An 11,476-nucleotide genomic window follows, 5' to 3' on the forward strand; every position below is an offset into this window, starting at 1 on the left:
CACCGGCCGACGTCCGGGAGCCCGGGCCGGCGCCCCGGTTCGGTGCGGCGGACGAGCACCGTGGACATGCTGCGACCCGACGGGCTGCCCGGTGCGGTCGTCGTCGACGCGCGGGCCCGGGACCTGCGGACCGACCCGGACGGGAACCCGGTCGCGGCCGAGACCCACCTGTCGGCCGAGATCGACTACCACGGCGGCTGGCGGCTGACGGCCCTCTGCGCCGACCCGCCCGACGGCCGGCTCACGGAGCTGCTCGGGGCGTCGGTGGCCGCGGGGTTCCGCCGCCGGGTGCAGGAGGTGCTGCCCGAGCAGTACGCCGACGCCAGCCGGCTGCACCTGCTGCTCGACGACTTCCCGGTGGCGACGCTGGTGAGCGGCGTCGCGTTCGGCGCGGTTCCGGTCGGCGGAGACGGTCCGGTGCACCTGCCCCAGACCGACCTCTGCTCCGGCTGGCGCAGCGACGGCACGATCATGCTGGAGATCACCCGCGACCGGATCGTCCCCGCGGTGACCGGCCCGGAGGCCCCCGACCTGGCGTCCGCGGACGACCTGGCCTGGCACGAGCGGCCGCCATTGACGCCGCTCGCCCTGCGCCGGGCGCGCCGGCTGGACGTCTGGGACGAGGACGGGGTACTGCGGCTGGACAGCCTGTACCGGGATTCGCACGTCGACGCGGACGGGCACGAGACGGTCGTCCACGAGTACACGCTGAGTGGTCGCGTCGACCCGGACGACTTCCGGATCGTGGACGTCGTCGCGACCCCGCGGGTGCTGCCGTGGATCGAGTGCCCGTCCGCGGCCGCGAGCGCCCAGCGCCTGGCCGGGCGGCCGGTGCGTGAGCTGCGGCCGGCCGTGCGTCGCGAATTCACCGGTGTGTCGACGTGCACGCACCTCAACGACCAGATGCGACAGCTGGCGGACGTCCCGGCGCTGGTGTGGTTTTCCGCAGTGCGCTGACGCCGGGCCGAGCCGTACGGTCGAGGGATGCGGAGCGTGGCGGCGCGGGTGGCCCGGACGTCGGTGGGTGTGGGCCTCGGCGGTTTCACCGGTCTGCTCGCGCTCGGGTTCCTGGTCGTGGCGGGCATCGTCCTGGCGGTCACGGCGGGGCGGGGACGGCCCCGGATCGAACGCGCCGCCATCCGGCTGACCGCGCTCGATCGGCGGCGGGTGCACCGGTTCCTCGGGCCCGGCGTCGCCGGGGAGGTCTGCGGTGCGCGCGCGGTGGCCTACCAGGGTGCACGGGCCGCGATCGGTTCGTTCGGCGGCCTGCTCTGGGGCCTGCTGCTCTGGGGCGCGGCCACGGTGGTGGCGCTGATCGTCGGCTGGGTGGTGGGGTGGCCGGTCGACGACATCGAGGCCACCCCGTTCACCGTCGTCTACCTCGCCGGGCTGGCCGCGGTGCTGGCGTTCCTGAACGTCGAGGGCATCCTCGCGGTGGGCCGGATCGACCGGTGGACGGCTGACCGGTTGCTCGGCCCCGGCCCCGGTGCCGCCTACGAGCGGCGGATCGCGGAACTGTCCACCGCGCGCTCGGAGGTGGTCGCCGCGGTCGACGCGGAACGTCGCCGGATCGAACGGGACCTGCACGACGGCGTCCAGCAGCGGCTGGTGGCGGTGGGCATGCTGCTCGGCCGCGCCCGGCGCCTGCCCTCCGCCGACGCCAAGCTCGCGGCCCTGCTGCGTCAGGCCCACGACGAGGCGGCGGACGCGCTCGTGGAGCTGCGTGAGGTGTCCTGGCGGGTCTTCCCGGCCGCGCTGGACGCCGGTGGCCTGCCGGCCGCGCTGGAGACCGTGGCCGACCGGTCGCCGGTGCCGGTCGTGCTGGACGTCGAGCTCGACGACCGGCCGGCGCCCCCGGTGGAGACCGTCGCGTACTTCGTGGTCAGCGAGGCGGTGACGAACGCGGTGAAACACGCGTCGGCGTCCCGCGTGGAGGTGCGGGTGCGCGGCAGCGCCGACGAGCTGGCGGTGACGATCCGCGACGACGGGCTCGGCGGAGCGGCCCCGGGCGGTGCGGGCCTCACCGGGCTCGACCGGCGGGTGACCGCGCTCGACGGGCGGTTCCGCGTGGACAGCCCGGCCGGCGGCCCGACGACGATCGAGGCGGTCCTGCCGTGCGGTTGATGCTGGCCGAGGACTCCGCGCTGCTCCGGGTCGGGCTCGAACGGCTGGTCACCGACGAGGGGCACGAGGTCGTGGCGTCGGTGGGCACCGCGGACGAACTGCTGGTGGCGGTGGCTCGCGACCGGCCCGACGTGGTCGTCGTCGACGTGCGGATGCCCCCCACCCACACCGACGAGGGGCTGCGTGCGGCGCTGCGGATCCGCGCGGAGTGGCCGGACGTGGGCGTGCTGGTGCTGTCGCAGTACGTCGAGAAGCGGTATGCGACCGAGTTGCTGGGCCGCACCGCCTCGGGCATCGGCTACCTGCTGAAGGACCGGGTCGTGCGGGTGGAGGAGTTCCTCGACGCGCTGGCCCGGGTCGGGGAGGGGCGCGCGGCGTTCGACCCCGAGGTCGTGCGTCAGCTGCTCGCCCGCCCCGCCTACCCGGTGTCCGCGCTCACCGTCCGGGAGCGCGAGGTGCTCGCGCGGATGGCGCAGGGACAGACGAACGGCCGGATCGGCACCGAGCTCTCGATCTCGCAGAGCGCGGTGGAGAAGCACGTCAACGCGATCTTCGAGAAGCTGGGCCTGTCGGCCGAGGGCGGCTACAGCCGCCGCGTGCTCGCGGTGCTGCGTCACCTGGGGGCCTGAACGTCCCGGCCCGCTGCCGGTGCCGACTCCGGGTGGACCGCGGCCGCGTGCGGGCGGCGGAGGCGGGGAATGGTCTCCGCATGAACATCGACCTCTCGGGCCGGCGCGCGCTGGTCACCGGATCCACCCAGGGCATCGGCCACGCGATCGCCGCCGGATTGGCGGCGGCCGGGGCCGAGGTGCTCGTCAACGGCCGCTCGGCCGACCGGGTCGAGGCGGCGGTCGCCTCGATCGGGGGCGCGAACGTGCGTGGCGTGGTGGCCGACGTGGCGTCGGCCGAGGGCTGCGACGCCGTGTCGGAGGCCGCGCCCGACCTCGACATCCTGGTCAACAACCTCGGCATCTTCGGCGCCAAGCCGGTGCTCGAGGTCTCCGACGACGAGTGGCGCCGGTACTTCGAGGTGAACGTGCTGTCGGGCGTGCGCCTCACCCGCACCTACCTGCCCGGGATGATGGACCGCGGGTGGGGCCGGGTGATGTACATCAGCAGCGACTCGTCGGTGGTCACGCCGGTCGAGATGGTGCACTACGGGGTTACGAAGACGGCGCTGCTCGGGGTGTCGCGCGGCTTCGCGAAGGCCGCCGCCGGCACCGGCGTGACCGTGAACTCCGTGCTCGCGGGGCCGACGCACACCGGCGGCGTGGAGGAGTTCGTGTCCGAACTGGTCGGCGACGACCTGCCGTGGGACGAGGCGCAGCGGCAGTTCATGCGCGAGCACCGTCCGCAGTCGTTGCTGCAGCGGCTGATCGAACCGCCGGAGATCGCGAACCTCGTCGCGTACCTGGCGTCCGATCTGGCCTCCGCGACGACCGGCGGCGCGGTCCGGGTCGACGGCGGTTACGTGGACGCGATCGTGCCCTGAACCTCGTCGACCAGGCCCCAGCGCAGGGCTCCGGTGGCGTCCAGGCGGCGGCCGGAGAGACCGAGCCAGGCCGTGCGCTGGCGGCCGATCCGGCGCGGCAGGCTCACCGTGCCCCCGGCCCCCGGCACCAGGCCCAGCGACACTTCCGGCAGCCCGATTGACGTGTCGGGCCCGGCCACCACCCGGCCGGCGAAGGCGGGTAGCTCGATGCCGGCGCCGAGGCAGGCGCCGTGCAGGTGAGCGGTCGCGCGTCGGGCCACGCCGTGCAGCAGCCGGGCGGGGCTGCGCGTGAGCCGGGTGAGGTGGCCGACGGCCGGGTCGGGGCGGGTGCCGAACTCGTCCAGATCGCCACCGGCGCAGAAGTCCGGGCCGTCGCCGCGCAGCTCCAGCGTCACCGCCGGGTCGGCGGCGGCCAGCGCGAACGCCTCGGTGAGGGCGTCGCGCATCGCCGCGTCGAGCGCGTTGCGTCGCGCGGCCCTGGTCATCGTGACCCGGAGGACGTCCCCCGCCCGCTCGACCAGGACCCGGTCGCCGTCGGAACCGGCCGGCCTCGGCGGCCGGCCCGCGCGCCAGCGCGCGAACTCCGCGCCGGCCTGGAGCGTCGAGTACGTCGCCGACTCGGACACCAGCCCGGCCGGGACGTCGAGCCCTTCGGCCGAGCGGAGCAGCAGGGCCAGGGCGGCCGCCGCGAGCGGGTTCGCGGCCGCGGTGGTGCGTAGCGCGGCGAGGCCACCGGCGCTCCCGTCGGCCGGCGTGACGTACGGGCGCGGCGCGTCCGGATCGTCGGTGAGCAGGACGTCGCCGAGGATCAGCGGCACGTGCCCGGCCCCGGCGAACACCGCCGGGTCCGGCACGACGAGCACGGTCACGCACGGCAGGGCACGCAGGTCGGTGACCGACCGGCTCGGGTCGACGATCATCGCCAGCCCGGCCGCCGACGCCGCGTCCGGCACGTCGATCGCGAGCACCGGTTCGCCGAGCGCCGCCGAGAACGTCTCCGGCGCTCCCGGGTCGCCGAGCGCGTCGAGCAGGTCGCGGACGTTCACTTCTTCCGGCTCCTCGGGGTGGCCGAGCGCGGCGGATCGGCGCGCATGTGGTCGCGGACGCGCGTGAGCAGGCCGCTGAGCGCGCTCAGGTCCTCGCGCGGGAGCGGGTCGAGCAGCAACCTCCGGACGACCTCCACGTGTCCGGGCAGGACGGTGAAGATCCGGTCCCGGCCGGCCGCGGTGAGGCTGACCGTCGTGCTGCGCTCGTCGTCGGGGGAGGGTGCCCGCGCGATCAGCCCGGCCCTCTCCAGCAGCCCGGCCTGATAGGTGAGCCCGCTCCGGCTCACGACCAGGCCGTCGGCCAGGTCGGTCATCCGCAACTGCCCGCCGGGGGCGTCGAACAACTGCATCAAGACCTTGAATTGGACGCTGGTCAAGCCCTCGCCGCGCAGGTGCTGCTCGATCGCGTGGGCGAGCAGGCTGCTGACCTCCTCGAGCGCGAAGTAGGCGCCGAGTTCGGCCGGGTCCAGCCCTGCTCCGTCCGTCACGCCGTCCATTCTACTTGCTTCGAATTCAAAGCATGCTACGGTCGGTCATGTGCTTCGAGTTCGAAGCATAGCGACGAGAGGAGTGGGCCGTGAAGGCAGTGCGTTACGCGAAGTACGGGGCGCCGTCGGTGCTGGAGGTCATGGACGTCGAGCCGCCGGAGCCGGCGGCGGGGCAGGCGTTGGTGCGTGTCGCCGCCACCACGTTCAACCCGGTCGACGCCGTGATCCGCTCCGGGGCCATGCGCCGGGCGTTCCCACTGACGCTTCCCTGCACGCCGGGGATGGAGGTGGCGGGAACCGTCGTGTCGGGCGGCCGGTTCGCGCCCGGCGACGCGGTGATCGGGCTGTTATCCATGATGGAGGACGGGGCGTCGGCGGAGTACGCGGTCGTCGACGAGGCGGTGCTGGCCGCAGCCCCGAGCGGCGTGCCGCTGGCCGACGCGGCCGGGTTCCCGGTCGGCGCCCTCACCGCCTGGCAGGGCCTGTTCGAGCACGCCGGGGTGCGCGCGGGGCAGGGGGTGCTGGTCAACGGCGCCGGTGGAACGGTCGGCGGGTACGCGGTGCAGCTGGCCGCGCGCGCCGGGGCGCACGTGATCGCGTCCGCGAGCCCGCGCAGCGCTCCCCGCGCGCACCGCTACGGCGCGGCGCAGGTCGTCGACCACACCGCGGGGCCGGTCGCCGACGCGCTCACCGAACCGGTCGACGTGGTGTTCGACGTCGTGCCGCGGTCGGACGCCGCGCTGGTGGCGGCGGTCGCGCCGGGCGGGGTGTACGTGACCGCGTCGACCGAGCCACCGCCGGACGCGCCCGTGCGTGCGACGCGGATGTTCGTGCGTGCGGACGCCGAGCGGCTGGCCGCGCTCGTCGCCCTGCTCGACGCCGGGGAGCTCGAGCTCGACGTCGCCGAGCGGTTGCCGCTGAGCGACCTGGCGTCGGTGCACGAGCGCGCGGAGGCCGGAAGGCTCGCGGGCAAGGTCGTGCTAGTCCCGTAGCACCGCGCGGACCTGCTCCGCGGACGGCTCGGCCAGCGCCACGGCCAGCGGGGTGTGCAGGAGGCACAGGTCACCCGGTTGCCCCACCGCCACCCGCCGCCGGTGCCCGCCGTGGTCGGGGTCGGTGAGGAAGAGGGCCAGCGCGGTCGCGGGCGACACGCGTTCGTCCGGGCCGAGCACTACGCCGGAGCCCGTGCGGCGGGTGGTCGCGGCGGCGACGGCCACCCAGGGATCGGCGGGGCCGAACGGGACGTCGGTGGCGGCGGCCACCGTGACGCCCGCGTCGAGCAGGGACCGCACCGGGTAGAGCCAGTCCCGCTCGGGTGCCGGGACGTCCCGCAGATAGGCGTCACCGCGGTCGGCCAGGAACCCCGGGTTGGTCACCACCGCGACGCGCAGCGCGGCGAGCCGGGCGGCGTGGCCCGGCGGGACGATCCCGGCGTGTTCGACCCGGTCGCCGCGGACCGGGCCGGCCTCCTCGAGCGCGGCGACGAACGTCACCAGCTGCTCGGCCGTGACGCAGTGCACCGCCACCGGGCTGCCGGCCGCGTGGCTCTCCCCGATGATCGCGGCCAGCTCGCCGGGGGAGGGCAGCGTGCGGTCGTCGAGCACGATCTTGTGCGGCCCGCGCCGCAGCCCCGGGACGTCGGTCCGCGTGCCGGGCGGTGACATCACCACGAGCTCCGGGTAACGCGCGGACCACCCGGCGGCGAGGGCGTCGGTCTCGGCGTCCGAACGGCCGGGGGTCGCGTCGGTCCAGCGGGTGACGCCGAACCGGGTGGCTTCGGCGGCCAGCGCGGCCAGCGTCGCCGGGAACGGGTCGCGGGCCGGCGCGGTGCGCTCACGGAGCCAGTCGTCGGCGCGCCAGAGCCGGCCGGTGGGTTCGCCGGCCGGATCGCGCTCGATCCCGTCGACCGTGCTGCCCGCCGCGCCGGTCCGGGCCAGGGCCGCGCTGTTGAGCACCCAGAGCGCGCCGGTGCGGTGCTGGATCCGGGTCGGACGGTCACCGGTCAGCGCGTCGAGGCGGTGCCGGTCGAGGTCACCCGCGGTGCTCTCGTGCCAGCCGACGCCACGCACCCAGCCGTCGGCGCGGGCCGCCGCGTCCCGGACCTGGCGGTCGAACTCGGCCGGGGTACGGACGTCGGCCAGCCGCACCGACGACCGGGCCGCGGCCCAGGCACGCAGATGGACGTGGTGATCGTGCAGGCCGGGGAGCAACGCCCCGCCCCGGGCGTTCACGGTCGGCTCCCCGTTCCGCCGCGCGAGCCCGGCCCCGACCTCGACGACGCGGCCCCCACCGATCCGCACATCGATCCCGTCGATCCCGTCGACCTCCGCGCGACGGATCAACACGGCGCTGTCTCCGTGCCTCGGGTCGCGCGCGGGGCTGTCTCCGTGCCTCGGATCGTCCGCGGGGCTGTCTCCGTGCCTCGGATCGTCCGCGGGGCTGCCTCCGTGCCTCGGGTCATCGTGGGCGGCCGTGGTGGAGGGTGCCGTCGGGGGAGCGGTGGTGGGAGTGGCGCGGGGTGTTTCCCGCGCGGTTCATGTCGGCGGCGACCCCGGCCATCGCGACGTCGAGCAGGTGGCCTCCCCCGGCGCGGACCGACGCCAACGCGGCCGCCGCGGCGAACAGCCCGGTGAGGGGGTCGGCGATCGCGTCGCCGCAGAACACCGGGGAGCCGTCGGGAGCCTCCGCGAGCAGCCCACCGGCGACGGCGGCGTCGTCCCCGAACGCCACCCGCTGCTCAGCGTCGTCGCGGCCGTAGCCGGTGATCGAGATCCAGGTGCGGCCGGGTCGGGCGGCGAGCCAGTCCTCGGCGACGAGCCCGAGCCGGCGCAGGGCCCGGGGACGGCTGCTCTCCACGACGACGTCGGCCTCGGCGGCCAGCCCGGTCAGCGCGGCCCGCCCGGCGGGGGTCGCGAAGTCGAGGACGACGCTCGCGTGGCCCGTGTGCAGCCCGTCGTAGAACTCCGGCGGCCCGAACCGGGCCCCGTCCGGCCGCCCGACGTCCTCGACCTTCACGACCTGCGCCCCGGCCCGCCCGAGGAGGTGCGCGCAGAGCGGCCCGGCCCACATCGCCGACAGATCCAACACCACCGCTCCACTGAGCCCGGGCGTCTCGTTGGATCCGGGTGTCTGACGGGGTTCAGGTGTCTGGTGGGGTTCAGGTGTCTGGTGGGGTTCAGGTGTCTGGTGGGGTTCGGATGCCTGGTGGGGTTCGGGCACCTGGTGGGGTTCGGGCACCTCGTGGGTTCTGAGCGTCTGGTGGGGTTCAGGTGCCTGGTGAGGTTTGGGTATCTCGCGGGGTTCGAGATCCTTATGGGGTTCGGGGGTTTCACGGGGCTCGAGTACCTCATTGAGTCCGAGCGCCTCACCGGTCACGCGGGTCCCACTGGGCCTGAGCACCTCACCGGTTCCGTGCACGCCGCCGGTTCCGTGCACGCCGCCGGGTCCGTGAGCCCCATCAGCTCCTTGCGTGCCGCCAGTCCCATCCGTCCCGCTAGTTCCGTGCGCCCCATCGTTACCCAGCGCCTCGCCGGTTTCCGGCGTCCCATCGGTTTCGTGTGTTCCGCGGGGTCTGTGAGCCCCATCAGCTCCTTGCGTGCCGCCAGTCCCATCCGTCCCGCTAGTTCCGTGCGCCCCATCGTTACCCAGCGCCTCGCCGGTTTCCGGCGTCCCATCGGTTTCGTGCGTTCCGCCGGATCCGTGAGCCCCACCAACTCTTTGCGTGCCGCCAGTCCCACGCGTTCCACCAGTCCTATGCGTTCCACCAGTTGCGTGCGTTGCGTCGGGTCCTAGCGCTCCGCTGGGCCGGTCGAGCGTTGGGTCGAGTCGATCGGGCTCCCTGTCGCGCTGGCCGAGCGGCTCGCCCGGGCGGGTGACGCGGAGGGGTGCCAGGTGGGCGGCGCTGCCGGGAACGGCGGCGGGGATGCCCAGGAGCTGGGCGCGGGCCGCCAGCTCGGCGGCCGGCCGGGTCGCGGCGGCGGATTCGAGGGTGGACCAGTGGTCGGCGCCCGGCCCGGTTTCCGGCTCGGCTTCCAGCAGTGCGGGGAGCAGCTCCAGGTCGGTGGGGCGGGACAGGTTCACCGCCAGCCAGCCGTCGGGTGTGCGGAGAAGGCGGCAACTTCCGTTCACCGAGACCTGTCCGGCTCGGCTCCACCCGTGCAGCGCCGCGCGGCCGGTGAGCACGTGACCGACGTCTACCGGGAGCCCGGAGAGCGCGGAGACGACGGCCCGCACCCGGGCCGCGACCGGTGCCGTCGGAGCGGTGGGCGGACCGTCCGGTGCGCCGGTCAGTTCCCCCAGCCCCCACGAGAACCAGGTCTCCACCGCGCACTCCCCGGTCGCACCGGCCGGAACGTCGGCCGCGAACAGGGCCGGACCGCCAGGGAGCCGAGCCGGATCGCCAGGAAGCGGGGACGCGTCGCCGGAGAGCGGGGCCGCACCAGCCTGGACGTCGGCCGGGAGCAGGGAGGCTGAGACGCCGGCCGGGAACGGAGCGCCCGGAAACCCGGCATCCGAAAACCTCGCGGCCGGGAGCAAAGTCGCGAGGTGGCGCTCCTCGTCGTGGGGCGGCGGCGCGCAGCGGGCCGGGAACGGGCTCACCGGAAAAACATACGTGGCACCCGGACCAGAGAGGCCGGGCCCGGGTGCCACGCGGTGCTGCGAACGGCCCGTGGTTCCCCGGCAGCTGACCGGGGCGGTACCGGCGAACCGGCCGTCCGCGCGGGTGGGGGCGCGAAGGCGCACTCCACCCGAGTGGAGAGGCCCGCCGCCGCCGGGTGCCCTCGGCGACGGCGGACGGCTGCTACCCCTTGGCCCCGGCCAGCGCCGGCTCCGGCTCGGACGCCTGGCCACCGCCGTGGTGGTCGTCGTCGACCATCGTCGCCTCGTCGAACGGAGCGTCACCGGCCAGTACCCGCGCGGCCTGGTCGCGGTCGAACGCGCCGGTCCAGTTGCCGATCAGCACGGTCGCGACCGCGTTGCCGGCGAAGTTCGTGAGCGCGCGCGCCTCGGACATGAAGCGGTCGATGCCGACGATCAGGCCGACGCCGTCGAGCAGCGCGGGCTTGTGCGAGGCCAGACCACCGGCGAGCGTGGCGAGACCGGCGCCGGTGACGCCCGCCGCTCCCTTGGACGCGATGATCATGAACAGCAGCAGGCCGATCTGCTCGCTGATCGACATCGGCTGGCCCAGGGCGTCGGCGATGAACAGCGACGCCATCGTCAGGTAGATCGCGGTGCCGTCCAGGTTGAACGAGTAACCGGTGGGCACCGTGATGCCGACGACCGGCCGGGAGACGCCGAAGTGCTCCATCTTCGCGATGAGCCGCGGCAGCGCCGACTCCGACGAGGACGTCGACAGGATCAGCAGGAACTCGCGGGCCAGGTACTTCAGCAGCGAGAAGATGTTGATCCGCGCGCCGAACCAGAGGATCGTGCCGAGGATGCCGAACACGAAGATCGCGCAGGTGATGTAGAAGCCGAGCATGACCTGGAGCAGCGCGGTGAGCGCGTCCCAGCCGGTCTCGCCGACCACCGCGGCGATCGCGCCGAACGCGCCGATCGGGGCGACCCACATGATCATCGCCAGCACTCGGAACACGAGTTTCTGGAAGTAGCCGATGCCGCGCAGGATCGGTTCCCCGGTGCGGCCCATCGCCTGGATCGCGAAGCCGACGAGCAGCGCCACGAACAGCGCCTGGAGCACGACGCCCGAGGTCAGCGACGAGACCATCGTCTCGGGGATGATGCCGAGCAGGAACTCGGTGGTCGTGCCCTCGGCGTCGGCGGCCAGGTCCTTGCCGGCGTCGGCGTTGCCGGAGAGGTCCAGGCCGGAACCCGGCTGGATGATGTTGCCGACGACCAGGCCGATGGCCAGCGCGAACGTCGACATCGTCAGGAAGTAGCCGAGCGCGAGGCCACCGACCTTGCCGACGGCGGCGGCGCTGCGGATCGACCCGATGCCCAGGACGATCGTGCAGAAGATGACCGGGCCGATCATCATCTTGATCAGGTTGACGAAGCCGGTGCCGAGCGGCTTGAGCTCCTTGCCAAGGTCGGGCCAGATGAGCCCGACGGTGGCGCCGAGCACGACGGCGACGATGACCGCAATGTAGAGGAAGTGGGTCCGGTCCCGCTTGCGGGGTGCGGGCGGCTGCGGCGGGTTCTCGTCGCGCGGCGGGGGTGTGCTGCCGGGCGGGGGCGTGTCACCAGGAGGGGGCGTGTCGCCGGGCGGGGCGTCAGCGGTGGTGGACATGTGGGGGCCTTCTTTCTGCGCGGTGTCGACGACGGCACTGCGGCTGAATGCTTTTCGACCGACCCCTACGGGC

The 11,476-nt window shown here is 74.3% G+C and carries 10 protein-coding genes; 5 read left to right on the plus strand and 5 right to left on the minus strand.

The annotated features are described in order from the left end of the window. Positions 1-66 precede the first annotated feature (66 nt). The 4 genes from CRYAR_RS12860 (at position 67) to CRYAR_RS12875 (ending at position 3,616) form a co-directional block, all read left to right on the plus strand. Positions 67-957 (plus strand): DUF2889 domain-containing protein, encoded by an 891-nt coding sequence (locus tag CRYAR_RS12860; RefSeq protein WP_245620685.1) that lies wholly within the window; start codon positions 67-69, stop codon positions 955-957. Positions 958-984: 27 nt separating this feature from the next. Beyond that, positions 985-2,124, plus strand: coding sequence for a sensor histidine kinase (locus CRYAR_RS12865; protein ID WP_035850841.1), 1,140 nt, complete (start codon positions 985-987; stop codon positions 2,122-2,124). Further along, positions 2,115-2,753 carry a response regulator gene (locus tag CRYAR_RS12870; RefSeq protein WP_035850843.1) on the plus strand — a complete coding sequence of 213 codons (639 nt, stop codon included), beginning with the start codon at positions 2,115-2,117 and terminating at the stop codon, positions 2,751-2,753. The genes CRYAR_RS12865 and CRYAR_RS12870 overlap by 10 nt, the downstream gene beginning before the upstream one ends. Before the next feature lie 80 nt (positions 2,754-2,833). Then, complete coding sequence (locus CRYAR_RS12875) at positions 2,834-3,616, plus strand: SDR family NAD(P)-dependent oxidoreductase (RefSeq protein ID WP_035850846.1); 783 nt, start codon at positions 2,834-2,836, stop codon at positions 3,614-3,616. Here the strand turns inward: CRYAR_RS12875 and CRYAR_RS12880 are convergent. Continuing rightward, on the minus strand, positions 3,592-4,662 hold the full coding sequence (locus CRYAR_RS12880) for an enoyl-CoA hydratase/isomerase family protein (RefSeq protein ID WP_051570096.1): 1,071 nt from the start codon (positions 4,660-4,662) through the stop codon (positions 3,592-3,594). The genes CRYAR_RS12875 and CRYAR_RS12880 overlap by 25 nt on opposite strands. After that, on the minus strand, positions 4,659-5,159 hold the full coding sequence (locus CRYAR_RS12885; RefSeq protein ID WP_157017620.1) for a MarR family winged helix-turn-helix transcriptional regulator: 501 nt from the start codon (positions 5,157-5,159) through the stop codon (positions 4,659-4,661). Before CRYAR_RS12885 ends, CRYAR_RS12880 begins: the two co-directional genes overlap by 4 nt. Before the next feature lie 80 nt (positions 5,160-5,239). Between CRYAR_RS12885 and CRYAR_RS12890 the strand changes: the two genes are divergently transcribed. Beyond that, entirely contained in the window at positions 5,240-6,142 is a 903-nt protein-coding gene (locus CRYAR_RS12890; RefSeq protein ID WP_035850848.1) for an NADP-dependent oxidoreductase, read from the plus strand. Here CRYAR_RS12890 and CRYAR_RS12895 read toward each other — a convergent pair. The 3 genes from CRYAR_RS12895 to CRYAR_RS12910 all read right to left on the minus strand — a co-directional run bounded on the left by CRYAR_RS12895 (position 6,131) and on the right by CRYAR_RS12910 (position 11,403). After that, complete coding sequence (locus CRYAR_RS12895) at positions 6,131-7,495, minus strand: amidohydrolase family protein (protein WP_035850850.1); 1,365 nt, start codon at positions 7,493-7,495, stop codon at positions 6,131-6,133. The two genes, CRYAR_RS12890 and CRYAR_RS12895, sit on opposite strands and share 12 nt — an antisense overlap. Positions 7,496-7,607: 112 nt before the next feature. Continuing rightward, positions 7,608-8,237 (minus strand): CoA transferase, encoded by a 630-nt coding sequence (locus CRYAR_RS12900; protein WP_211247418.1) that lies wholly within the window; start codon positions 8,235-8,237, stop codon positions 7,608-7,610. A gap of 1,714 nt (positions 8,238-9,951) precedes the next feature. Next, complete coding sequence (locus CRYAR_RS12910) at positions 9,952-11,403, minus strand: cation:dicarboxylate symporter family transporter (protein ID WP_084700421.1); 1,452 nt, start codon at positions 11,401-11,403, stop codon at positions 9,952-9,954. Between the last annotated feature and the right edge of the window lie 73 nt (positions 11,404-11,476).

It is taken from the genome of Cryptosporangium arvum DSM 44712, from assembly GCF_000585375.1.
Taxonomy (GTDB): domain Bacteria; phylum Actinomycetota; class Actinomycetes; order Mycobacteriales; family Cryptosporangiaceae; genus Cryptosporangium; species Cryptosporangium arvum.